The 23,161-nt window shown below is 43.4% G+C and carries 22 protein-coding genes; 9 read left to right on the forward strand and 13 right to left on the reverse strand.

Translation table 11 applies throughout. The features are described 5' to 3' along the window. Positions 1–75: 75 nt before the first annotated feature. The 4 genes from tamA to F9817_RS04045 all read left to right on the forward strand — a co-directional run bounded on the left by tamA (position 76) and on the right by F9817_RS04045 (position 6,355). Positions 76–1,788: an autotransporter assembly complex protein TamA gene (tamA, locus tag F9817_RS04030; protein WP_161153677.1), complete on the forward strand. Its 1,713-nt coding sequence runs from the start codon at positions 76–78 to the stop codon at positions 1,786–1,788. Continuing rightward, positions 1,785–5,555 (forward strand): autotransporter assembly complex protein TamB, encoded by a 3,771-nt coding sequence (tamB, locus tag F9817_RS04035; RefSeq protein ID WP_161153678.1) that lies wholly within the window; start codon positions 1,785–1,787, stop codon positions 5,553–5,555. The genes tamA and tamB overlap by 4 nt, the downstream gene beginning before the upstream one ends. A 10-nt stretch (positions 5,556–5,565) precedes the next feature. After that, positions 5,566–5,913, forward strand: a complete 348-nt coding sequence (locus tag F9817_RS04040) for a gamma-glutamylcyclotransferase family protein (protein WP_161153679.1) — start codon at positions 5,566–5,568, stop codon at positions 5,911–5,913. A gap of 88 nt (positions 5,914–6,001) precedes the next feature. After that, entirely contained in the window at positions 6,002–6,355 is a 354-nt protein-coding gene (locus F9817_RS04045; protein WP_161153680.1) for a DUF2799 domain-containing protein, read from the forward strand. A gap of 73 nt (positions 6,356–6,428) precedes the next feature. Here the strand turns inward: F9817_RS04045 and fbp are convergent, their stop codons facing one another. Then, positions 6,429–7,448, reverse strand: coding sequence for a class 1 fructose-bisphosphatase (gene fbp, locus F9817_RS04050; protein ID WP_161153681.1), 1,020 nt, complete (start codon positions 7,446–7,448; stop codon positions 6,429–6,431). 271 nt (positions 7,449–7,719) lie between these two features. Between fbp and mpl the strand changes: the two genes are divergently transcribed. The 4 genes from mpl to thiQ all read left to right on the forward strand — a co-directional run bounded on the left by mpl (position 7,720) and on the right by thiQ (position 12,718). Next, positions 7,720–9,072, forward strand: a complete 1,353-nt coding sequence (mpl, locus tag F9817_RS04055) for a UDP-N-acetylmuramate:L-alanyl-gamma-D-glutamyl-meso-diaminopimelate ligase (RefSeq protein WP_161153682.1) — start codon at positions 7,720–7,722, stop codon at positions 9,070–9,072. A 395-nt stretch (positions 9,073–9,467) separates the two neighbouring features. Then, positions 9,468–10,424: a thiamine ABC transporter substrate binding subunit gene (thiB, locus tag F9817_RS04060; RefSeq protein WP_161153732.1), complete on the forward strand. Its 957-nt coding sequence runs from the start codon at positions 9,468–9,470 to the stop codon at positions 10,422–10,424. Between the two features lie 9 nt (positions 10,425–10,433). Next, entirely contained in the window at positions 10,434–12,020 is a 1,587-nt protein-coding gene (gene thiP / locus F9817_RS04065; protein WP_161153683.1) for a thiamine/thiamine pyrophosphate ABC transporter permease ThiP, read from the forward strand. Then, positions 12,014–12,718 (forward strand): thiamine ABC transporter ATP-binding protein, encoded by a 705-nt coding sequence (gene thiQ / locus F9817_RS04070; RefSeq protein ID WP_161153684.1) that lies wholly within the window; start codon positions 12,014–12,016, stop codon positions 12,716–12,718. The genes thiP and thiQ overlap by 7 nt, the downstream gene beginning before the upstream one ends. A 50-nt stretch (positions 12,719–12,768) precedes the next feature. On the opposite strand, the gene yjgA is transcribed toward thiQ, so the two are convergent. After that, complete coding sequence (gene yjgA, locus F9817_RS04075) at positions 12,769–13,296, reverse strand: ribosome biogenesis factor YjgA (protein WP_161153685.1); 528 nt, start codon at positions 13,294–13,296, stop codon at positions 12,769–12,771. Positions 13,297–13,405: 109 nt separating this feature from the next. On the opposite strand from yjgA, the gene pmbA reads away from it, so the two are divergent. Beyond that, positions 13,406–14,749: a metalloprotease PmbA gene (pmbA, locus tag F9817_RS04080; protein ID WP_161153686.1), complete on the forward strand. Its 1,344-nt coding sequence runs from the start codon at positions 13,406–13,408 to the stop codon at positions 14,747–14,749. Positions 14,750–14,824: 75 nt separating this feature from the next. Here pmbA and mgtE read toward each other — a convergent pair whose 3' ends face one another. The 11 genes from mgtE to kdsD form a co-directional block, all read right to left on the reverse strand. Then, a complete protein-coding gene (mgtE, locus tag F9817_RS04085; protein ID WP_161153687.1) occupies positions 14,825–16,183 on the reverse strand; it encodes a magnesium transporter in 1,359 nt (452 codons plus the stop codon). A gap of 162 nt (positions 16,184–16,345) precedes the next feature. Continuing rightward, positions 16,346–16,624, reverse strand: a complete 279-nt coding sequence (locus F9817_RS04090; RefSeq protein WP_161153688.1) for an HPr family phosphocarrier protein — start codon at positions 16,622–16,624, stop codon at positions 16,346–16,348. Positions 16,625–16,639: 15 nt separating this feature from the next. Continuing rightward, a complete protein-coding gene (rapZ, locus tag F9817_RS04095; protein WP_161153689.1) occupies positions 16,640–17,500 on the reverse strand; it encodes an RNase adapter RapZ in 861 nt (286 codons plus the stop codon). 17 nt (positions 17,501–17,517) lie between these two features. Further along, positions 17,518–17,970 (reverse strand): PTS IIA-like nitrogen regulatory protein PtsN, encoded by a 453-nt coding sequence (gene ptsN / locus F9817_RS04100; protein ID WP_161153690.1) that lies wholly within the window; start codon positions 17,968–17,970, stop codon positions 17,518–17,520. A 2-nt stretch (positions 17,971–17,972) separates the two neighbouring features. Continuing rightward, the gene (hpf, locus tag F9817_RS04105; protein ID WP_161153691.1) at positions 17,973–18,260 is read right to left on the reverse strand and encodes a ribosome hibernation promoting factor; all 288 of its coding nucleotides are present in this window, start codon (positions 18,258–18,260) and stop codon (positions 17,973–17,975) included. Between the two features lie 23 nt (positions 18,261–18,283). After that, complete coding sequence (locus tag F9817_RS04110; RefSeq protein ID WP_161153692.1) at positions 18,284–19,762, reverse strand: RNA polymerase factor sigma-54; 1,479 nt, start codon at positions 19,760–19,762, stop codon at positions 18,284–18,286. Between the two features lie 51 nt (positions 19,763–19,813). Beyond that, a complete protein-coding gene (gene lptB / locus F9817_RS04115) occupies positions 19,814–20,539 on the reverse strand; it encodes an LPS export ABC transporter ATP-binding protein (protein WP_161153693.1) in 726 nt (241 codons plus the stop codon). Positions 20,540–20,546: 7 nt separating this feature from the next. After that, the gene (gene lptA, locus F9817_RS04120) at positions 20,547–21,062 is read right to left on the reverse strand and encodes a lipopolysaccharide transport periplasmic protein LptA (RefSeq protein ID WP_161153694.1); all 516 of its coding nucleotides are present in this window, start codon (positions 21,060–21,062) and stop codon (positions 20,547–20,549) included. Continuing rightward, complete coding sequence (gene lptC, locus F9817_RS04125) at positions 21,043–21,606, reverse strand: LPS export ABC transporter periplasmic protein LptC (RefSeq protein ID WP_161153695.1); 564 nt, start codon at positions 21,604–21,606, stop codon at positions 21,043–21,045. The genes lptA and lptC overlap by 20 nt, the downstream gene beginning before the upstream one ends. Continuing rightward, positions 21,603–22,160 carry a 3-deoxy-manno-octulosonate-8-phosphatase KdsC gene (gene kdsC / locus F9817_RS04130; protein WP_161153696.1) on the reverse strand — a complete coding sequence of 186 codons (558 nt, stop codon included), beginning with the start codon at positions 22,158–22,160 and terminating at the stop codon, positions 21,603–21,605. The genes lptC and kdsC overlap by 4 nt, the downstream gene beginning before the upstream one ends. After that, complete coding sequence (gene kdsD, locus F9817_RS04135; RefSeq protein WP_161153697.1) at positions 22,160–23,134, reverse strand: arabinose-5-phosphate isomerase KdsD; 975 nt, start codon at positions 23,132–23,134, stop codon at positions 22,160–22,162. The genes kdsC and kdsD overlap by 1 nt, the downstream gene beginning before the upstream one ends. Positions 23,135–23,161: the final 27 nt, after the last annotated feature.

The following is a 23,161-nucleotide window of genomic DNA, read 5'->3' on the forward strand; positions in this document are numbered from 1 at the left end:
CGAGGTTATCGTTTCACTGTATGATTATTAGCTAACGACATAGAACCTGCTGAACATGATTTCCCTTAATTAAGCATGAGACGAACATCTTTTCCAGCGTTTATCAGCGCAATGCTATTTTCTGCTTCTTCTTTCGCCAATGTCGATTTAGACATCCAGGGAATTGATGGTTCCCTTGAGAAGAATGTACAGGCGTATTTATCTTCTATTCCTAATGAAGACTATTCCACTAAATTACGTTTTCAGTCTCAAGTTAAGCAAGACATCATTGAGGCATTGAATGCACTTGGTTACTACCATCCTGCGGTCAGTTTTGAGGTGGAAGGTGACGATAAATTAATTGCGACGGTGAGTCCGGGCGTTGTCACTAAGATCGCCAAAGTGGATGTTGAGATCACGGGTGAAGCAGACAGCGATAAAGATTTTCAAAATCTTATTCGCCAGTCTGGATTGAAGGTGGGCGATCCTTTAGATCACAGCAAATACGACAAGCTAAAAAGTAATATCAGTAACTTAGCGTTACGTAAAGGTTACTTTAATGGCAAATTCACCAAAAATCAGTTAGGTGTTTCTCCCGAATTAAATCAAGCATTTATACAACTGCATTTTGCCAGTGGTATTCGTTATCAATTTGGCTCGACGACCATCACTGGTAACCAAATTGAAACGGATCGTGTCGCTTCGCTACAGCCATACAAAGAAGGTGACCCATACGATGTATCGAAAGTTGGGCAATTTAATCAGGCGCTTTCAACAACAGAATGGTTCTCATCGGTATTAGTTGAGCCTGACTTATCCAACCTAGATAAAAGCCGAAAATTATCAATGAATGTTTCTTTGGCTCCGCAGGCGCGTAATCAACTCGAAACAGGGATAGGTTATTCAACTGATGTCGGAGTGAAAGGGACGTTGACATGGAAAAAGCCTTGGGTAAACAAATACGGCCACAGTTTTAATAGTAGTTTTTCTATTTCAGAGCCTGAGCAGGTCATCACACTAAGTTATAAGATTCCTCTCGAAGATGTCTTACATCAGTACTATCGTATTGCATATGGTATGAAGCATGTCGATAGTCTCGACACCAAAAGCTTAGAATCTAATTTAGCCATAGAACGTCACTGGTTAATGGATGATGGCTGGCATCGAACTGTTTTTGCTCGTTATTTGGTTGAAAACTATGAACAGGGTGAATTGGATGATATTGGTCGCTTCGTGCTGCCAGGGGTGACTTATACTCGAACCCGAACGCGAATTAAAAACTCAGTCATTATGTGGGGTGATAAAGAATCGATCACTTTAGAATATGGCGATCCTTCTTTGTTCTCTGAGACCCAAGTTTTTCGAGTGCAGGCTGGAACCTCTTGGATTCGTAGTTATGGGCAAAACCATCGTGGGATCATTCGTCTTGATGGTGGAGCTAACCTTGCTCAACATTTTGATAAAATTTCCCCTTCTTTACGTTTCTTTGCTGGTGGTGATAACAGCATTCGTGGTTACGAATATGAATCCATTTCTCCTGAAGACTCTAGTGGGTCACTAGCGGGAGCCAAATATCTAGCCACCGGATCGTTAGAGTATCAATATCGAATTACGGGAAATTGGTGGGGCGCTTTATTTGTTGATGGTGGTGATGCTTTTGACACCCTGCCAAATTGGAAAACAGGTACGGGATTTGGTGTTCGTTGGATCTCACCTGTTGGACCTTTACGTCTCGATTTTGCATGGGGGCTTAATAAAGATCCTGGCGATCAATTCCGTATTCACTTTACGCTAGGCCCTGAATTATGATCCATATTGCGTTGAAATGGACCAAGTTGGTCTCGCTGTTTTTAACTGCATTACTGCTCATTACTGCCGTTTTTGTTGGTTCTTTACTGTTTAGTCATTCAGGCCTGAAAACGATTCTTGTCGCTGTTCAGAGCTGGGTTCCTCAATTAACAATTAAGGACTCATCTGGCGCCTTATATCCCAGTTTTACCTTGAAAGGTGTGCGCTATAACAATCCTGATTTGGGGATAGATCTTACAGCTGATTCATTGAGTTTAGGCATCAAAGGCCACTGTTTACTTGAGCCCGCAATTTGCTTGCGTACAGTAAAAACGACTGGATTACATCTTACTCTTCGTTCGACAGAGCCATCAGCAGAGGAGACTTCCGCTGATTCTGGTTCTGTCACTGGCATTGCTACGCCAATCCCTCTGTATATTCCGTTATTGATCGCAGATGATACCGAACTTGATATTCATGGAACCAAACTGAATTGGCAGCATCTTGAAACGCGAGCTTCGATGCGAGGTAATCGAATTGAGTTGGGGAAAACATTGTGGCAGAGCGTGCAATTACAATTGGCTAAATCTGAGGCTAAGCCGCAAGGACAGGCTCCGAAAAAAGCGCAATCAAACAAGCAGGTTTCGCCAATCACATTGCCCGAGATAACCATACCGGTGGATATCGATGTTGAACAATTTGATGTGAATGATTTTACCTTGGTGCAAGATTCCCCCATTATTGTTCGTCATCTTGGTTTAAAGGGTTCTGCGTATAACCATGATGTGACGATTAAGCTGTTGAATGTCACTATGCCGCAAGGCAAAGCCAATCTGTATGGGCAGGCGACATTAAGTGGTGGTTATCCTCTTAATTTAAACTTAGACACGACGCTTAATTTGAAAGAGTTTGCTGGGCAACGCATTCAATTAACAGCTAACGGCAGCGTGGCTAATCTAACCATGCAAGCTCAGTTGTCTGGACAAGCGAAAGCTCGATTGCAGGGGCAGTTAAAAACCTTAGAGCCAAATATGCCATTTGCTCTGAATGTCACTCAGGTGGATGCACAATGGCCACTACGGGGAGAGGCCGATTACCAACTTAAGTCTCCTGATTTGGTTGCGCAAGGAAATCTGCAGCAATATCGTATTGCTTTGCAAGGGTTAGCTTCAGGCAAGGCGATCCCTACGACGCACTTTAATCTGCAAGGCAAAGGCTCATTGCATGATATCCAGCTTTCTTCCTTGGCTTTAGATACATTGGGCGGCCATATATCAGGTACTGCTGCGGCTAACTGGCAAGGCCTGGTGAATTGGCAAGCGAATGTCGATATGCAAGATATCCAGCCAGGCAAGCAATGGCCACAAGCCCAAGGAAATATCAGTGGTCATGTTGAAACCTCAGGGTCTTTAACTGAGCAAGGTGGTTGGCAAATTCAGTTACCGAAGTTAAGTGTTGATGGGGAAGTTCGAGATTATCCATTACACGTTGCTGGGCAGCTAACGGCCAGTGATGCTAGCGCTAGTGGTCAGGTTAAAGTTAAGACACAAGGCATAACACTTGCCCACGGGCTAAATAAAATTACAGCTCATGGCACGCTTGATGATGTGTGGAATTTGGATGTGGCCGTTCATGTTCCCGACTTAAGTAAATCTTTGCCTGATGCACAAGGCAATATTGAAGGAACGCTGCAATTTCGTGGTCAAGCAAAGCAACCTGATATTCAATTATCGGTCGCTGGTAAGCAAATCCACTGGCAAAAGTTAGTCGATATTGATCAGGTTTCTCTTACAGGTTCTGTATCACCTTTGGTTGAGCCGACCTTAGATTTGGTGGTTCAAGGCGAGAATATTCGTTATCAACAAGAAAAAATCAGCCGAGTGACTATAAAAGCGCAAGGTTCAGAGCTCAAACATCATGTATCGCTAGATCTGACTGCACCTGACCCTAAATTGAGTACTCACTTGGCTGTCTCTGGTAAGTTGACGCAAAAACCAACCATTAAATGGCAAGGGCAAATTGACCAATGGAGTATCACTTCTCCACAAGGGAGTTGGGCTATTAACAAAGCAACGGCGTTAAGCTTAGACGTCGCGCAGAAAACGGCACACATTGCAGCGCATTGCTGGCAGCAGGGAGACGCGTCGATTTGTCTTGATAAGGATGCGTCACTTGGAAAAAGCGGTGCTGTGAATGTATCGATTCATCAGCTTAACTTTGCTCAAATTGATGATTTTTTACCCCAAGAGACTCGTGTTAAAGGTGTTGCCGATATGTCGGTCACCGCTAAATGGTCCAAAGATCACCCACCACAAGTGAAGGCAGCTGCTACAGTAAGCAAAGGCCAATTGACTCAGGAGTTAACGAATCCACTTGTTATTCATTGGGATAAGGTCTCAGTGAATAGTGAATTACGTGGCAATAAATTAACTGCAGATTGGTCTATCGATGTGACGAATAATGGTGATCTGACTGGGAATATTATGATTCCAGATGTCACCCAAGCACAGAGACAGATGCAGGGACATCTTAAACTCACTCCGCTTAATATCGATTTCCTCGCGAATCAATTTGGTGACTACAGTAAAGTTGCCGCTCATATTGATACGGATTTATCCTTTAAAGGTGAAATGTTGCATCCTCAAATTCAGGGGCAACTGAATGTGAAACAAATTGGCGTGAGTGGGGATGTGACGCCCGTTGAAGTAAAATCTGGCGATATTCAAATTGGTTTCTCAGGTTATCAAGCTCAATTGCGTTCAGATATAGAAACGCAGGATGGCAAGCTGCAATTAACCGGAAATGCGGATTGGGCCGATATGGACAAATGGGCAGTCAATGCCCACGTTGGTGCTCAATCTCTATTAGTTGATATGCCACCAATGGTTGAAGCGAAAGTCGTTCCAGATTTATCTTTATCTCTCAAACCCAAATTGGCCTCAATAACGGGGAATATAAAACTACCTTGGGGGCGTGTAACCGTTGAAGAATTACCACCAAGTGCTGTCAGTGTGTCGAAAGATCAAGTCATACTGAATAAAGATCTGAAACCGGTGGATAAGACCAATCGATTCCCATTTGAAATACAAACGGCAGTCTCAATTGATATTGGTGACGATTTTCTTTTGGATGCGTTTGGTTTGAAAGCCGGATTAATTGGTCACCTAAATGTCTCGCAAAAGGACAAAGGCCCATTTGTGACCGGTGAAGTTAATTTAGAAGACGGTACTTACACCTCTTTTGGTCAAGACTTGATTATTAAAGAAGGTAAGATCTTGATGAATGGGCCGGTTGATCAGCCTTATTTATCGATCAATGCGATCCGTAATCCAGATAATACCGAAGATGATGTGACGGCGGGAATAAAAGTGACGGGTCCAGTCGATGAACCAAAAGTTAGCGTCTATTCTGATCCTAGTATGCCTCAAGCAAATGCCTTGTCTTATCTCTTAAGAGGTCAAGATATTGATGGAGAAGGTGGAGGAAACTCCATGACTACGACATTGATCGGTTTAAGTCTTGCACAAAGTGGTAAGCTGGTGGGTGAGCTTGGTGAAGCTGTAGGCGTTCAAGATTTGCAGCTCGATACGTCAGGATCGGGTGATGATTCTCAAGTGACCGTCAGTGGTTATATTTTACCTGGTCTACAGGTGAAATATGGTGTGGGAATCTTTAACTCTGTGGGCGAGTTTACAGTACGTTATCGGTTAATGAAGGATTTGTATGTCGAAGCGGTATCAGGGTTAACCAGCGCGGTTGATATTCTGTATCAGTTCGAATTTGACTAAGGAGAGCGCTGTGCAACATCTTGTTTTTGTTTATGGCACCCTACGCCAAGGGGAGTGTAATCACTCGTATTTGGTTAATAGCCAATTGCTTGGGCATTTTGAAACCAAAGCAGAGTTCGCCTTATACGATTTGGGTCCATATCCTGGGTTAGTCGAGGGACATCACACCATAAGAGGTGAAGTTTATATGGTTGATGATGCGACACTAGCTAAGCTAGATGAGCTGGAAGATGTTCCCGTAGAGTATCGACGTGAACTTATTGCGACCACGTTTGGTGATGCTTGGATTTATATCTATCAAGATAGTGATCATCTTGATACGTTAATTGAATCTGGTGATTGGTGTCAGCGCGTGTAAATTATCTGTAATTAATTGTGTCGTTAGTAAGAGTGATCTTGATTCCACTTCTATACTGAAGGCGGCGATTCAGGATAGGAGAACGCACGTGAAATACTACTTACTACTTGCAGGATTGTTGGCAGGATGTAGCTCGCAGGCACCAATGTCTGATGATTCAAACGCTTGGCAAAATTATGGGTTTGAACAAGGTAAGACGGGTCAAATCGAACTGACCATAGCAGAGTTAAAAGAGCAGAGTGAACATGCGATAACAGATACCTTATATACGTCATACCGAGATGGGTATGTTGCTGGTGTCCAACAATATTGTAGCCAAGACCCTTATGAGCTTGGTATTCGTCATCGTCCGTATCGTGGCGTTTGTGATGATATGAATCCTAATTTTGGTGACCGCTATCGTCAAGGTGATGCTTGGGATGACGGTATAATGATGGATTAACTCAGGTATTTAACAAGAAAAGCCAGCATCAGCTGGCTTTTTTATATTTGAGCGTGTGGTTCTCAAATCTGGATTAATAATCTGAATCTGGATATTTTTCTAAGAACTCATGAACCGTATTCATCATGTTGGTTGAGCCAATGAATAATGGTACACGTTGGTGTAGCTCAGTCGGTTTTAGATCTAAGATACGGGTTTTTCCATCGGTAGCTTGGCCGCCAGCTTGTTCGATCAAAAATGCCATTGGATTACATTCATACAACAAGCGGAGTTTACCTTGAGGATGGCTTTGTGTACTAGGGTAAAGATAGACGCCACCTTTGAGTAGGTTACGGTGGAAATCTGCTACAAGAGAACCAATATAACGTGAAGTATACGGACGATTATCTTCTGGAACATTTTCTTGGCAATACTTGATGTATTTCTTCACACCTTGCGGGAAACGAATGTAGTTTCCTTCATTGATCGAATAAATCTTGCCATCTTTTGGAATCGTCATGTTTTCATGGGATAAACAGAACGTACCAATGGATGGATCATACGTAAAGCCATTGACACCGTTACCCGTGGTGTAGACCAGCATGGTTGAAGAACCATAGACAACATAGCCAGCAGCAACCTGCTTATTACCAGGTTGTAGGAAATCTTCCTGAGTAGGAGGTGAGCCAACTGGAGAAACACGGCGATAAATGGTAAATATGGTACCAACAGAGACATTGACATCAATGTTGCTTGAGCCATCGAGAGGATCCATTAACACAACGTATTTAGCATTACGGTTGAGTTCTTTGCTAAATACAATCGCTTCATCTTCTTCTTCACTACACACGCCGCAGACTTGGTCTCGCGCTTCTAGAGCCGCTTTAAATTTTTCATTCGCAAAAGCGTCGAGCTTTTGCTGCTCTTCACCTTGGACATTATCAACGCCTGTTGAGCCTGTGATATCCACCAAACCGGCTTTGTTAATTTCACGGTTAACAATTTTTGCCGCGAGACGGATGGAGGCTAACAGTGAAGACAATTCTCCACTTGCGTGAGGAAAGTCATGTTGCTTTTCAACAATGAATTCCCCGAGTGTACGCAATTCAGACATGTCTTTTCCTTATTTTGTCTTTTTAGAGTTTTCCATGCTTGATTTAGTGACTGACAACTTAATAACACAAGCACTTACTGCGATTTTAGAGTGCTTTACTTATTACGAGTACTGAAGTAATTGCTTTAGGTCTCAAATTAGCAATGGTAACGAGGAAAATGACATTGTCCTGATAAAGCTTGACTCGCTTTTACGGATTGAATGAGGATAATGGGCGAGCAAGACGTTACCTCTTAATAAACAACATACTCTTTTTGTAAGGCACATATCTATGCATATTCATATCTTGGGCATCTGCGGCACCTTTATGGGAGGGATGGCAATGTTAGCGCGCCAGTCAGGACATAAGGTGACGGGTAGTGATGCCAATGTATATCCGCCGATGAGTACGATGCTTGAATCTCAAGGTATTGAAATAATAGAAGGTTTCGACCCAAAACAATTAGAGCCACAACCTGATTTGGTAGTAATTGGTAATGCAATGAGTCGTGGTAATCCCTGCGTTGAATATGTACTGAATCACAATCTACGTTATACCTCTGGACCGCAATGGTTACAGGAACACTTACTGTATGACCGTTGGGTATTAGCTGTGGCTGGTACACATGGTAAAACAACGACTTCTAGCATGTTAGCTTGGATTCTCGAAGATTGTGGTTATCAGCCAGGATTTTTGGTTGGAGGTGTGCTGGGGAACTTTGGTGTCTCGGCTCGTATGGGTGAAAGCATGTTTTTTGTGGTTGAAGCCGACGAATATGACAGTGCTTTTTTCGATAAGCGTTCTAAGTTTGTCCACTATCATCCTCGCACATTGGTCATGAATAATCTTGAGTTTGATCATGCCGATATTTTTGATGATCTGGAAGCGATCAAGCGCCAATTTCACCATTTAGTCCGTACTGTTCCTGGAAATGGTCGTATTTTTACACCACGCCAAGATGAAGCATTACATGATGTATTAGAGCGTGGTTGTTGGAGTGAAACGGAGTTTCTGGGTGATAACGATCAGTGGAATGGCGTAAAACAGACCGCGGATGCCAGTCAGTTCGATGTTCTATTCGAAGGCCAGGTTGTCGGGCATGTGAAATGGGATTTGGTCGGCGATCATAATATGCATAACGCCCTAATGGCGATAGCGGCAGCGCGGCATGTGGGAGTGACTCCTGATTTAGCGTGTGAGTCTTTGGCTAAATTTGTAAATACCAAACGTCGCTTAGAGCTAAAAGGCGAGGTTAGAGGTATCACTGTTTATGATGATTTTGCTCATCACCCAACTGCGATAGCGCTGACTTTAGGCGGTTTACGTAACAAAGTTGGCCAACAGCGTATTTTGGCTGTACTTGAGCCCCGTTCTGCGACCATGAAGTTAGGTGTTCATAAAGAAACTTTAGCTCGTTCGTTATCGGTCGCTGATGAAGTGTTTTTATTCCAACCCAATAACATTCCTTGGTCGGTGCAAGACGTTGCCGATCACTGTGATCAAAAAGCGATCGTAAAAGACGATATTGATAGTTTAGTTGCGGCGATCGTACAAGAAGCTCAACCGGGTGACCAGATTTTGGTGATGAGTAATGGTGGTTTTGGTGGTATTCACGACAAGCTACTTAAGGCATTAGCTAAGTAACTCTTTCACTGGATGTTGATGGTGATTCATCGCCATGGTCAACCCCACAAAAATCGCGTTTATCATTCACAACATTGTAGCTTCTTTAGCTAATTCGCTTTACAATTTGCGGCACTCATCGGGGAGCCAACCGCGTTAGCGGCGCTGAGATCGGAAGATATCCGGGACCCGTTAATCACATCTTAGTGATTAAACACCTGAACCAGATAATGCTGGCGTAGGAATTGAGTGCGGCTGTCAAAATCGAACTTCTGATTCTTCTCATCCACCTCAAGCCTGTGCCGCTCATCATACTAGGAGAGCGAGCCTTGAAATTACTATCTAAAACAAAACGACTAAACCCACCTTCTGTTTCTTTATCTCACTTACTGTCTCTGACTGTTTTAAGTTCCGCAATGCTGTCTAGCTCTGTATGGGCAAAAACAGAGACACTCACTGTATATACCTATGATTCATTTACATCAGAGTGGGGGCCGGGCCCAGCAATGAAAAAAGGGTTTGAGAGTCAATGTGGGTGTGAGCTGAAATTTGTACCCTTAGAAGATGGCGTCTCGATTCTTAACCGATTGCGTCTAGAAGGCTCACATAGCAAAGCTGATGTGGTTTTAGGGTTGGATAACAATCTAATTACTGAAGCACAAAAAACCGGCTTATTTACTTCATCTAACGTTGATGTAACCAAATTGCAAGTGCCCAACGGATGGACAAATACCACTTTCGTTCCTTACGATTACGGCTATTTTGCCTTTGTCTATAACAAGAAAAAACTTACCAATCCTCCACACTCTTTACGTGAAATGGTAGATAAAAGTAACGATCTTACTATTATCTATCAAGATCCTCGCACATCGACTCCCGGTCAAGGTTTATTGCTGTGGGTAAAATCGGTCTATGGCGATAAGGCACCACAAGCATGGCAACGTTTGGCGAAAAAAACCGTTACTGTGACAAAAGGGTGGTCAGAAGCTTATTCGATGTTCTTAAAAGGGGAGTCGGATATGGTGTTGTCATACACAACGTCTCCGGCTTACCACGTGATTGCTGAAAACAATCATGATTACGCAACGGCAGATTTTGCCGAAGGAAATTACTTACAAGTGGAAGTGGCTGCGAAGGTGAAAGGATCACCGCACTCTCAATTAGCCGATCAATTCTTATCTTATATGGTTAGCCATTCATTCCAAAAAGAGATTCCAACAACGAACTGGATGTATCCTGTGGTGGCTACTCAGTTACCTCAAGGTTTCCAACAACTAGATAAGCCGAAACACGCGTTGGAATTTTCTCCTGAGCAAGTGGCCGCACATCGCAAAGCTTGGATTCGAGAATGGCAACATGCGGTTGCATTTTAAGGAGCCGTGTTGAATAAAATTCCCAAATTAGGCCTCATTGTTGGGGCTTTTGTGGTGCTATTTGTGTTGTCTGCCGTGGTTTCATTACTGCGGCAAGCACCTCTGGGTCATACCAGTGATGCAATTTGGCATGATTCCTACTATCTGTATGTAACGTGGTTTAGTTTCTATCAAGCGTGCTTATCGACAGCAATTAGCTTAGTGCTAGCCATTCCTGTAGCGTTAGCATTATATCGTCGCCAGTTTTGGGGGCGAAATGTCCTGTTAAAGCTCTTTAGTATGACGCTAGTCTTACCCGTGCTCGTTGCGGTATTTGGTTTACTCGCCATCTACGGACGGAGTGGATGGCTGACTGAATTAGGCATCACGATGCCATTTCAAATCTACGGATTGGGTGGGATTTTGTTGGCCCACGTGTTTTTTAACTTGCCCTATTCCAGCCGATTAATTTTGCAAAGCTTGCAAGAGATTCCTGAGGATCAGCATAAGTTATGTGCTCACCTTGGTATGTCGCATTGGCAGAAGTTTCGCTGGGTAGAATGGCATCGGATTCGCCAGCAATTGCCTCATATCGGTGGGTTAGTCTTTATGCTTTGTTTTACCAGCTTTGCTGCAGTAATGGCATTGGGAGGTGGACCTAAATCCACGACTATTGAACTCGCTATCTATCAGGCAATTAAATATGATTTTGACCTGCAAACTGGTGCCTTATTAGCCATTTGGCAGATGATACTCTGCTCTTCACTGTACTTTTTACTCCATTACTTTGCTCGTTTGGAGCCTGTTGCAAATGGCGCTATTCACTCCAGTATGCAGTGGTTGCGAGATGGCTGGAGAATGAAAGTTTGGGATGGTGTGTGGATTGTCCTTGTCGCATTATTGGTGATGCCACCTTTAGTGATGGTGGTTGTGAGTGGCATAAATGATCAACTATTTTCAGTGCTGACAACCTCAGCGTATTGGCAAGCTCTTGGGACATCAGTTCGTGTTGCTTTATTGGCAAGTATCACTGCTTGTATCTCTGGATTGGCGATTTTACTTTCCAGTCGGGCGCTACGCTTACAAGCAAAAAATGGTCAAGCCAATGGGTTGGAATTAATCGGTACTATCATTCTTGTGACTCCAGGGTTGGTGATCAGTACTGGGTTATTTTTGTTACTGCGTCAATGGATAGATGTTTTTAGTCATGCCTATTGGGTGGTTGTGTTGGTTAATGCACTGATGGCTTTACCTTATGTCATTAAGAGTTTAAGTCAGCCGTTACTGCATATTGAGCAACAATATCGCTTTTTATGTGCGAGTTTGGGAATGAAAGGTTGGCAGCGTTTACGTATGGTAGAGATGAAAGCATTGAAAGTGCCGCTGGCCCAAGCGTTTAGTTTGAGCTTTCTACTTTCAATGGGCGATCTCAGTGCTATTGCTCTGTTTGGTAATGAAGACTTTCGTACCTTGCCTTTGTATTTGTATCAGTTGCTGGGCTCTTATCAGATGAAAGCGGCTGCGGTGGTTTCTTTAACCCTTCTGCTATTTAGTGTAGGGGTGTTTTACTTAGTCGAAAAACTATTTACGTGGAAAAAACGGAGTCGAGCATGTTAGTCCTTGATGGTGTGAAATATGAGTACCAACAAGAGTGGTTCGAATTTGATTTAACAATGCAGCAAGGCAGTATTCTTGCACTTATGGGACCAAGTGGTTCTGGAAAGTCGACCTTACTTAGCCTTGTCGCAGGATTTATTGACCCGAACTTTGGTTCGATTTCGTTTCAAGGAGAAGAATTAGTCGGACTTGCTCCTTATCAACGGCCTTTTGCAATGCTGTTTCAAGAACACAATTTATTTGCACACCTAACCATTCGGCAAAATATTGGTTTGGGATTACATCCTGGGCTGAAATTGAATGCAAAGCAGCAACAGCAAGTGGAAGAAGCGGCTGAGCAAGTGGGGCTAGCTCATGTGCTTGATCGTATGCCTGAGCATTTATCTGGTGGCCAACGGCAGAGAGTAGGGTTGGCAAGATGTTTTGTTCAGTCGCATCCCGTATGGTTATTGGATGAACCGTTTTCAGCATTAGACCCAGTACTTCGCGAAGAGATGTTGGGATTAGTTCATCGTTTAGCGAGAGAGCGTGGTGCGAGTGTATTGATGGTGACGCATCATGTATCAGATGCGCAGACTATTGCGACTGATTTTGCCTATATGGCAGAAGGCAGTGTAAAAATCACAGCGCCAATCGACCAATTGAATAGCCAGCATCCCAATACAGAATTAGCGGCATTTGTTCGTGCAGGCAGTTGAGGTCTGAGGGGAACATAAAAAAGCCAGATAATGATATCTGGCTTTGTGATTTAAAACTCTTCGTCGTTCAAATCTTTTAAGGTTTGAAAGATTTCACGAGCTGCTTTTGGTGTCTTTGACTGCTCTTTTTCTTTACGTGCTTGACGAGCAAGTTGGCGTAAACGTTGACGATCGGCAGCAGGATACATCTCCAATACATCAGCAATAGCATCATCACCATCCGCAATAACACGATCACGTAGCTCTTCGAGCTTATGCAATACGGCGGTATTTTGAGAGTGTTTATTACGGAATTTATCCAAAGCTGCTTGAATTGGCTCTGGATCGATATTGCGCATTACTTTCCCAACATACTGAAGTTGACGGCGGCGCGCTTCGTTTTTAAAACGCTGCGCATCACGGATCGCTTCAGCAAGTTCGTCTGGTAGAGGAAATTTTTCAAGTACGCTTGGTTTTAATGCAACGAGCTCTTCACCAAGTTCTTGCAGTTCAAGCATGTCATTTTTCATCTCGGTTTTACTTACCCAGATGATCTCTTCTTCCTCTTCCCAAGGAGCTTTTTGGTTTTTACGGGCCATTTTCATCACTATATGAGTTAGCTATGTCAGCTATTTTAGCAAGAATCATGGGGAGAAAGCGAAATTCTTGTTATCCTATCGTTACGATGCCTAAAAGTTTGGGAAAAATATGGATGTAAAACAGCAAGTCGCTGCGCAGCGTGTGGAACTCGAAGCCGCTGTTGCTAAAGCGTTAGATATGGCCTCACAGAGTGCTGATGCCGCTGAAGTTGCCATTTCAAAAAGTACAGGCCTAAGCGTTTCTACCCGTATGTGTGAGGTAGAAAATGTGGAGTTTAATAGCGATGGTGCTCTTGGCATTACCGTATATCGTGGTCAGCGGAAGGGGAGTGCATCGACTTCAGATTTAAGTGAGAAGGCGATTCAACAAACGGTTCAAGCCGCCTTGGACATTGCTCATTTCACTTCTGAAGATCCATGTGCTGGCCCTGCACCAAAAGAATTTATGGTCAAAGATATTCCTGATTTGGACTTGTTCCACCCGGATATCCCTGACCCAGATAAAGCGGCACAAATCGCTATTGAAGCGGAAAAAGTGGCGTTGGATTACAGTGACAAAATTAAGCAAAGTGATGGAGCGAGTTATGATAGCCATTATGGTATCCGTGTTTACGGTAATAGCCATGGTTTGTTAGCTAGCTATCCATCAAGTCGTCATAGCACCAGCTGTTGCGTGATAGGCCAAGGTCAAAATGGCGAGATGGAACGTGATTACAGCTATACTGTTGCGCGTCACAAAGATGACCTTTGGGCACCAAGTCTTGTTGGTGAAAAAGCTGCGGAAAAAACTGTAAGTCGCCTTGATGCTCAGAAGGTCAAAACGGGCCATTATCCAGTGCTGTTTGCCAACGATGTTGCAACAGGTTTGATGGGGCATTTGGTCATGGCCATCAGTGGTGGCAATCTATACCGTAAGTCATCATTCTTAGTCGATCATCTAGGAAAACAAGTGCTACCGGATTGGTTTAATGTGCAAGAGCGCCCACATATTCTGCGTGGTTTAGCATCGAGCCCATTTGACAGTGAAGGCGTGGCAACGCAAGATCTAGACATCATTACTGACGGTACTTTGGCTACTTATCTTCTTACAAGCTATGCGGCGCGGAAGATGAATATGTCTCCGACTGGTCACGCTGGTGGTATTCACAATTGGTTTGTAAAATCGACGGGTCAAAACTTTGAGCAACTGCTTAAAGAGCTTGGTACGGGGCTACTTGTAACTGAGGTGATGGGGCAAGGCGTCAACATCGTTACTGGTGATTATTCACGCGGTGCCGCAGGGTTCTGGGTCGAAAATGGTGAAATTCAATATCCTGTTTCTGGTTTTACGGTAGCAAGTAACCTTAAAGATATGTTTAAAGGATTTGTTGCTGTGGGTTCTGATATTGAAATGCGTTCACAGATTCAAACGGGTTCAATCTTGATTGATAAGATGAAGATTGCCGGTGAGTGATTTGTGTTGAACTCATGAAAATGCCGAACCAGAGGTTCGGCATTTTTGTTTTGAGTCGTTAAGCAACGAAAGGCTTTAATGAATCATAAATGTGGCTAGACCAAGGAATGCTGAGAGTCCCACAACATCTGTAACGGTCGTTAACGCCATTCCTCCTGCCAGTGCAGGATCGATATTGATTTTCTTCAGCACCATAGGAATGACTACCCCAGCAATACCTGCCACAAACAGGTTAGTTAACATCGCTACTGAAATAATAATGCCTAGTTCGACCTCACCTTTCCATATCACAATGATTAAACCAATTAACACTGCCCACAATACGCCGTTGAGTAAGCCGATAGCCGCTTCTTTTAGCAGTAATTCCCGTTTGTTACTTTGACCGATATGACCTAGTGCTAAACCGCGAATAACGAGAGCAACTGTTTGGTTACCGGCAACCCCACCCATTGATGGCACTATGGTCATTAACACTGCCACCGATGCCATCGCTTGTAGAGTCCCTTCAAACATATTCGAGACGGAAGCTGCAGCTAATGCGGCTAATACATTCGCACCCAGCCAGATACTCCGTTTACGAGCGGATTGAAAAACGGGGGCAAAGGTATCTTCATCGTCATCCAAACCCGCCATACTCATCATAGAGTGCTCAGCATCTTCACGAATAACGTCAACAACGTCATCGATAGTGATACGACCGACCAGAATTTGGTGTTCATCGACGACAGGGGCTGAGACCCAATTACGCCGCTCAAACAAGCTAGCGACATCGGAATCTTTCGTATCGACTTTGATTGCTTCGTCGGCATCATCCATGACTTCACTGACCGGGGTATCAGGTTGGGTCGTTAAAAGGGTTGTCAGTGATAAATGGCCAATTAGCTTGTTTTCATTGTCGACCACATATAGCGCATCCGTGGCTTCAGGCAATTCCCCCCGCATACGCAAATAACGTAAGACAACATCAACATCGACGTCACCACGAATGGTAATTACGTCGGTGTTCATTAAGCCACCAGCAGTGTCTTCAGGATAGGATAGGGCTGTTTCAACTCTTAGCCTATCCGCGGTATCCATTTGTGCTAAAACTTCACGAGAGAGATCATCTGGCAAACTACGTAATACGTAGGCCACATCATCGGTATCCATCCCTTCGGTTGCTTCGGCCAATTTCTCCGGAGCCATTTTAGAGACTAAGGCGTCTTTTACATCCTCTGCTAGCTCATCGAGGATTTCACCATAATCTTCAGGGTCAGTTAATTGCCATAAAACTTCACGGGCTTTACGTGGCGACGCTTCTAAGAGGACTGCAATATCCTCAGGTTCCATGTCCTGCAATTGGCGACGAACATGAACAAAACGACCGTTGTCTAAAGCCTGAGTAATTTCATGGAGGGTTTGGTGAGCTTGATCAAATTCTATTTGCTCTGCCATTGGTGCCCCCTAACGCTCTAAAAGTGATAACTTGCAGAATAGTAACTTAATTTTTCTTGTTCTTTTAATATTATCTTAGTTTGGTGAATTGTTTATATTCACTCACAACATCTTAATATTAATACTTTGCAAGTTGGATTGATTTGGATTTTTCGGACGCACTTATTCCGCTTCGTCAAACTTACCTTCGATAAGATGACAAGCAGCATCTAGTGCTTGTTCGGCTTGCGAGCCAGAAGACGATATTGTGATATGTTGCCCTTGAGCAGACTCCAGCATCAATAAACCTATTACTGTATCAGCGGTTGCTTCTTTACCATCTTGCCCTTGTATTGTTAATACGGCATCAAAGGATTGTGCGAGTTCTACGAGTTTTACTGCAGCACGGGCATGAAGGCCAAGCTTATTCTGAATTAATACAGTACGGCTCAGTTCTGGCATAGAGTGTTCCTTGGCTTAAGAGTGGGATTGCTCAAGAGTATTATGATGAATTTGTACTTGATTGCCTAGTTCGGCAAAGTATTCCCCGAGCTGTTGGGCAATATACACTGAACGATGCTTTCCTCCAGTACAACCAATGGCAACGGTTAAGTAGCTACGATTACTTTTCTCTAGCATAGGTAACCAATATTCAATAAATTTTTGAATCTGAAGTTTGAGTTCAATAACTTCAGGATGACCTTCAAGAAATGATTTAATCGGAGCTTCTAGTCCGGTGAGAGGACGTAAATCAGGTTCCCAATGCGGGTTAGGTAGAAAGCGAACATCAAAAACATAGTCAGCATCGGTTGGTAAACCATATTTAAAACCAAACGATTGGAAAACCATCACCAGCTTTTTACGCTCATGGCCTTCGACATAAGTTCGTACTAATTCGCTGAGTTCATGGATCGATTTTTTTGAGCTATCGATAACATGATCTGACTGTTCTTTCAGTGGGCCAAGAATTTTACGTTCTGTTTCAATGGCTAATGCCAGAGAAGGTTTCTCTTTGGAGAGAGATAGAGGATGGATACGACGAGTTTCGCTATAGCGTTTTAATAAGGTATCAGCCGACGCATCGAGGAATAAAACGCTGACTTCATTGTTGCGTTTGAGATCCTCTAAGACTGGCTCAATCGTCCCTGGGTCTTTGGGTAAGTTACGAATATCGATGCTAACAGCGACATTTTGGCTGCCGCCTTGCACGGATTTTATGAAAGCATCGAGGAGGTTGAGTGGTAAGTTATCAACACAGTAATAACCGAGATCTTCCAGCACACGTAGGGCGACACTTTTGCCTGCTCCTGATTGTCCACTGACCACTATTAACCGCATAACGCTACCTGTCCTGCTTAGTGTTGCTGATTGATCATAATGTCATAGAGCTCTTGATCACTGTGTGCATTTCTCAGCTGTTTAAGCGTTTGTTTATCGTTTAAACGCTCAGCCATGCAAGACAGAGTTTTCAAGTGTTCTTTGCATTGGGCTTCTGGGACCAATAGCGCAAATAAAAGATCAACCGGTCGATTGTCTATCGAATCAAACTCAATGGGCTCTTCACACTGAACGAGAACTGCGACAGCATCTTCACTTTCAGTCATTCGAGCATGAGGAATCGCAATACCGTTACCGATACCTGTACTACCCATTTTTTCACGACTTAGCATGCACTCGAACAGGTCGGTTGCATTAAGGCCGGTATGCTGGGCGGCAATTTCACTGATAATTTCCAGTGCTCTTTTTTTACTAGAACATTGGACTGCACTTTTCGTGCAGTCCAAGGTTAATACTTCGCTTAATTGCATGATTAATGGCTACTTAGCTTTTCTTTATGCTTGTTAAGTTGTCGTACGAGTTTATCCACCAGCTCGTCGATTGCGGCGTACATATTGTCACTTTCCGCGGTCGCATGAAGCTCAGCTTGACTCACATGGAGCGTAGCTTCTGCGATCTGACGAAGTTTTTCAACACGTAATATCACTTGAACGTTGTTTATTTGGTCAAAAAAGCGTTCAAGCTTCTGAAATTTCGAATTAACGTAGTCCTGCATTGAATCAGTAAGATCAACGTGGTGGCCATTAATATTGATTTGCATAGACTTTCCTTCTCGGTTAGGCCTTAAAGTAGGCGTTTGCGCTGACTTGAAGGGGCTATTCCCAAAGATTCTCGGTACTTAGCTATCGTACGTCGTGCGACTTGTATCCCTTGGTCAGCAAGTAATGCCGCAATTTTGCTGTCACTGAGGGGTTTCGCTGGGTTTTCTGCCGAAACCAATTTCTTAATCAGTGCGCGAATTGCGGTTGATGAACACTCTCCACCGTTATCGGTGCTAACGTGACTTGAGAAAAAGTATTTCAATTCAAATATACCGCGAGGGGTATGCATAAATTTCTGAGTGGTCACCCGAGAAATGGTTGATTCATGCATGTCCACCGCGAGAGCAACGTCATTCAGCACCATCGGCTTCATGGCTTCCTCACCATATTCGAAAAAATCTCGTTGATGTTCAACGATGCATTTAGCAACTTTGAGTAAAGTCTCATTACGACTTTCCAAGCTTTTGATTAACCATTTCGCCTCCTGAAGATTTGAGCGAATATAGTTGCTTTCCGCATTATTCCCTCGAACTAGATCGGCGTATTGCTGATTGACTTTGAGCTTGGGCACGCTATCTGGATTGATGGCCACAATCCATTTACCGTGCTCTTTGTATACCGAAACGTCTGGAATGACGTATTCCGCATGATCCTCAGCAATACGGCTGCCTGGTCTAGGGTCCAACTGTTGTATTAGTTGGAGTGCTTCACGCAACTCATCTTCTTTGAGTTTAGTCTCTTTTAATATGAGTTTGTAATCGCGGTTACCGAGCTGGTCAATATACTGAGAAAGGAGTAGTTTGGCTTCATCTAACCATGGTGTGTCTTTAGGATAGGTAGCCAGTTGTAATAGAAGGCAATCTTGTAAATTGAGAGATGCGACACCAAGGGGATCAAATTGTTGAATTCTTTTACGAACTGCTTCAATTTCATCAATCTCAATTTCTTCGTTATCGAAATTTTCAAGAATGTCCTCTAACGACAACGTTAAGTAACCGTAATCATCGATAGCATCAATTAATGCGACTGCGATGGTGCGGTCTGTTTCTGTAAATGGGGTAAGCTCTAACTGCCACAATAAGTAATCTTGTAGCGATTGCGTAGTTTCCCCTTGATAGATAGGTGTATCGTCATCCATTGCCAAACCAGTGCTACCGGTATTAGCGCTATAGACATCATCCCATGTTGTATCAATTTCTAAATCGGTGCTGATTTCTGATTTTTCAAACACATCGGAGCTATCTTGAGGCTCTGGTTCTGAAACAACATCTGCACTAGGCTCTTTCTCCTCGCGTTCGCTTACAGAGTTTTTATCGTTATCTGCAGCATTAGCAATGTCGTCGTTGCCTTCCTCTACATCCAACAGAGGATTGGAATCCAATGCTTCTTGGATCTCTTGTTGTAAATCGAGCGTAGACAACTGCAGCAAACGAATAGCTTGCTGTAACTGCGGCGTCATTGCCAGTTGTTGACCTAGTTTGAGCTGTAGCGACGGTTTCATTCAGTATCCAACTACCTTATCTTTTTATCTTGGTCTGTATCTGTCCATCCATCATAGACGGAATTGTTCCCCAAGATAAACCTGTTTAACCTGCTCGTGGTTTAACACCTCTTCAGGTGTACCTTCAGCGATTAGATGTCCTTGGCTTACAATATATGCTTTTTCACACACATCCAGTGTTTCACGCACATTATGGTCCGTGATCAAAACACCAAGGCCTCGGTCGCGCAGGTGTTCAATAATCTTTTTAATGTCGATGACTGAGATTGGGTCAACCCCAGCAAACGGTTCATCCAGCAAAATAAATTGTGGGTTAGCGGCCAAAGCTCGGGCGATTTCAACACGGCGTCGTTCGCCACCAGATAAGGCCATACCTGCACTTTTACGAATATGCTGGATATGAAATTCTTCTAATAAGTCTTCCAGTTTATCCTGACGTTGCTCTCGAGTCATTTCATCACGAGTTTGTAGCACTGCCATAATATTATCTTCTACTGATAATTTACGGAAGATCGATGCTTCTTGTGGTAAATAACCGATTCCCATACGAGAGCGACTGTGCATAGGTAACACACTTATGTCCTTGTCGTCTATGGAGATTTTACCTTCATCACGCGCAACAAGGCCGACAATCATGTAAAAAGATGTCGTTTTACCAGCACCATTAGGACCAAGAAGTCCTACAATTTGGCCGGCTTGTACCTCTAGACTCACGTCTGAGACAACTTTGCGTTTTTTGTAGCTTTTCGCTAAATGTTCCGCTTTAAGTACTGCCATAGTTTAGTTACTTATCTTTTTCTTCATCTTGCTGTTGTATCGCCTGTGGTTGTAGCACAGTTGATACTCGTCCATCACCATTACTATCTGCAATTAGTTTTTGTAATGAGATTTTGTAACGAATTTTTTTACCACGGATTTCGCTGTCATCTTGAGCCAACATGGCTTTATTAATCATGATCAGTTCATCATCCGCCATTTTGTAATAAAGCTGCTCAGCTTCACCGTAAAGGGTTTTCCCTTCATCGGTCAATTGCGAAAAGGTGGCTAACTTGCCATATCCTTCAATATCTTGAATTTTCCCAGACTGTTCGTTACGAATCACAATCAGTTTATCCGCATTGATGTTAATACTGCCTTGCTTAAGTTTAACGTCACCAATAAAAGTCACGCGGTTACTTTTCATATCTAACTGCTGACTGTCTGAGTCAATATAAACGGGCTGCTTGCTATCCGTCGATAGCGCAAATGTCTGGCTACTAATGAGTAAGCAGGCCAAAAGACTAAGGTGTGAAATTCTCATATCTACCTTGAACATGTTTATATAGGAGAGCCGAATTATCAGCAAAATTGCCTTTCATCGCCTGACCATTATTTTCAAATTGAGGCCCTGTTAGCTTAACTGGGTTATCGGCCCAGAAGTCTCGGGTATCAAGCTTAATACTGAGCTCTTTTGTCGTCATTTTGTCAAAACCAGAATCTTTAAATAGGTTTTTGGCTACGACATCATCATAAAGCGTCAGTACTTGTTTTTTGGATAGTACTGCTCGTTTCGCAGTGACTTGCCACTCTTGGTCGGTGCCGTTTTGATACACCTTTAAGATTGGGCTTTGGAAAATCGTGTCACCGCTTTTTGCGTAATATTCTAAGTGAGTCGATTGAATCACATAGCTACGCACGCCCTGTTCGTTATATGAGATATTGTTCAGTTGGTTACCAGTAAACATCGGTAGCTCCGAATTAGGAGCTACCTGAATGTCCGGTTTGCTTTCTGAACTCATCATATAATAGATGGACCAAGAAGCGATAAATATCAGAATCACATAAATGATTCGGGATATACTCATATACTTAGACCTTTGTGCACGTCAAGCTCATCCCGTGCTTGTAAGATCAAATCACATACCTCGCGTACTGCGCCATGACCACCTTTGGTCTTGGTGACGTAGTTAGCACGTTTCGCTAGCAGTGGGTGCCCATCTGCGACACAAACTTGCAACGCAACTTTTTCCATGACTGGCCAGTCAATCAGATCATCACCGATATAACCAGTATGTTGTGGGGCAATGGATAGTTTCTCACAAATATCTTGATAAGCTTTTACTTTGTCATCTTGTCCTTGATAGACAAGAGAAACACCAAGCGCGTTCATTCGGTTGGTGACGATCTGTGATTCACGGCCGGTAATGATAGCAATCTCAATGCCTGCATTCATAAGGCTTTTGACGCCATAACCATCGCGAGTGTGGAAGGTTTTTAGCTCTTCGCCTTGGTTACCCATATAAACTAAGCCATCAGAGAATACGCCATCAACGTCACAGATTAATAGCTTAATGGATTTTGCTATTTCAATTAGCTCGGCATCGACGTTGCCGTACAATGTTTCAACCTGTTGGGCCATTACATTACTCCCGCTTTTAATAAATCATGCATGTTTAATGCGCCCACTAATTTGTGGTTTTCAACCAACATCAGACCATTAATGCGTTTCTCTTGCATTAAATTCACACCTTCAACCGCCAGGATGTTTGGTGTAGCAGTGGTTGGGTGCTGTGTCATAACCGTATCGATTGTCGCGCTGTGAATATCGACGCGTTTGTCTAAAATGCGACGTAAGTCGCCGTCAGTAAAGATACCGATTAACTGGTCGTTGTCATCCACAATTGCGGTCATTCCCAGACCTTTTTGACTAATTTCTAGCAATGCTTCACGAATCAGTGCGCTAGGTTTGACTTTAGGTAACTCGTCACCAGTGTGCATGATATCACTTAACTTCAACAGCAACTTACGACCTAATGCACCACCTGGATGGGATAGAGCAAAATCTTCGGAAGTAAATCCTCGAGCCTGCAGTAACGCTATGGCTAGGGCATCTCCCATGACCAATGTCGCAGTGGTACTTGACGTTGGGGCTAGTCCTAGAGGACAAGCTTCTTGAGGAACACTGATTTGCAAGTGAATATTGGCTAGTTTGGCCATGTTCGAGTCAGGATTACCCGTCATGCTAATGATTTTGACATTCAAACGTTTAAGAACGGGAAATAGCGATACGATTTCCGATGATTCGCCGGAATTAGAAATGGCTAGTACGATATCTTGCGCAGTCACCATACCCAAATCGCCGTGCGCTGCTTCTCCAGGATGAACGAAGAAAGCGGATGTCCCTGTACTTGCAAGCGTTGCCGCTATTTTTCGCCCAATATGACCTGATTTGCCCATACCCATCACAATGACTTTGCCATTAGTGTTGTTTAAGAGCAGTTTACAAGCCCGAGAAAAATCCTCGTTAAAATATTGGTCAAGTTGCTGTAAGCCTTCAATTTCAGTGGCTAATACATTCTTGGCTGCTTGTTGGTAATCAAAGCCAGAAGACATGGTTTCCCCCACTTAATGCCTATGCTT

The organism is Vibrio eleionomae (genome assembly GCF_009874545.1).
GTDB classification, from domain to species: domain Bacteria; phylum Pseudomonadota; class Gammaproteobacteria; order Enterobacterales; family Vibrionaceae; genus Vibrio; species Vibrio nitrifigilis.

Bases quoted from the DNA above. Each gene is read 5' to 3' on its own strand.
- tamA (WP_161153677.1), top strand. From the start codon at position 76: ATGAGACGAACATCTTTTCCAGCGTTTATCAGCGCAATGCTATTTTCT.
- tamB (WP_161153678.1), top strand. From the start codon at position 1,785: ATGATCCATATTGCGTTGAAATGGACCAAGTTGGTCTCGCTGTTTTTA.
- fbp (WP_161153681.1), bottom strand. From the start codon at position 7,448: ATGTCTGAATTGCGTACACTCGGGGAATTCATTGTTGAAAAGCAACAT.
- mpl (WP_161153682.1), top strand. From the start codon at position 7,720: ATGCATATTCATATCTTGGGCATCTGCGGCACCTTTATGGGAGGGATG.
- thiB (WP_161153732.1), top strand. From the start codon at position 9,468: ATGCTGTCTAGCTCTGTATGGGCAAAAACAGAGACACTCACTGTATAT.
- thiQ (WP_161153684.1), top strand. From the start codon at position 12,014: ATGTTAGTCCTTGATGGTGTGAAATATGAGTACCAACAAGAGTGGTTC.
- yjgA (WP_161153685.1), bottom strand. From the start codon at position 13,296: ATGGCCCGTAAAAACCAAAAAGCTCCTTGGGAAGAGGAAGAAGAGATC.
- pmbA (WP_161153686.1), top strand. From the start codon at position 13,406: ATGGATGTAAAACAGCAAGTCGCTGCGCAGCGTGTGGAACTCGAAGCC.
- mgtE (WP_161153687.1), bottom strand. From the start codon at position 16,183: ATGGCAGAGCAAATAGAATTTGATCAAGCTCACCAAACCCTCCATGAA.
- F9817_RS04090 (WP_161153688.1), bottom strand. From the start codon at position 16,624: ATGCCAGAACTGAGCCGTACTGTATTAATTCAGAATAAGCTTGGCCTT.
- rapZ (WP_161153689.1), bottom strand. From the start codon at position 17,500: ATGCGGTTAATAGTGGTCAGTGGACAATCAGGAGCAGGCAAAAGTGTC.
- ptsN (WP_161153690.1), bottom strand. From the start codon at position 17,970: ATGCAATTAAGCGAAGTATTAACCTTGGACTGCACGAAAAGTGCAGTC.
- hpf (WP_161153691.1), bottom strand. From the start codon at position 18,260: ATGCAAATCAATATTAATGGCCACCACGTTGATCTTACTGATTCAATG.
- F9817_RS04110 (WP_161153692.1), bottom strand. From the start codon at position 19,762: ATGAAACCGTCGCTACAGCTCAAACTAGGTCAACAACTGGCAATGACG.
- lptB (WP_161153693.1), bottom strand. From the start codon at position 20,539: ATGGCAGTACTTAAAGCGGAACATTTAGCGAAAAGCTACAAAAAACGC.
- lptA (WP_161153694.1), bottom strand. From the start codon at position 21,062: ATGAGAATTTCACACCTTAGTCTTTTGGCCTGCTTACTCATTAGTAGC.
- lptC (WP_161153695.1), bottom strand. From the start codon at position 21,606: ATGAGTATATCCCGAATCATTTATGTGATTCTGATATTTATCGCTTCT.
- kdsC (WP_161153696.1), bottom strand. From the start codon at position 22,160: ATGGCCCAACAGGTTGAAACATTGTACGGCAACGTCGATGCCGAGCTA.
- kdsD (WP_161153697.1), bottom strand. From the start codon at position 23,134: ATGTCTTCTGGCTTTGATTACCAACAAGCAGCCAAGAATGTATTAGCC.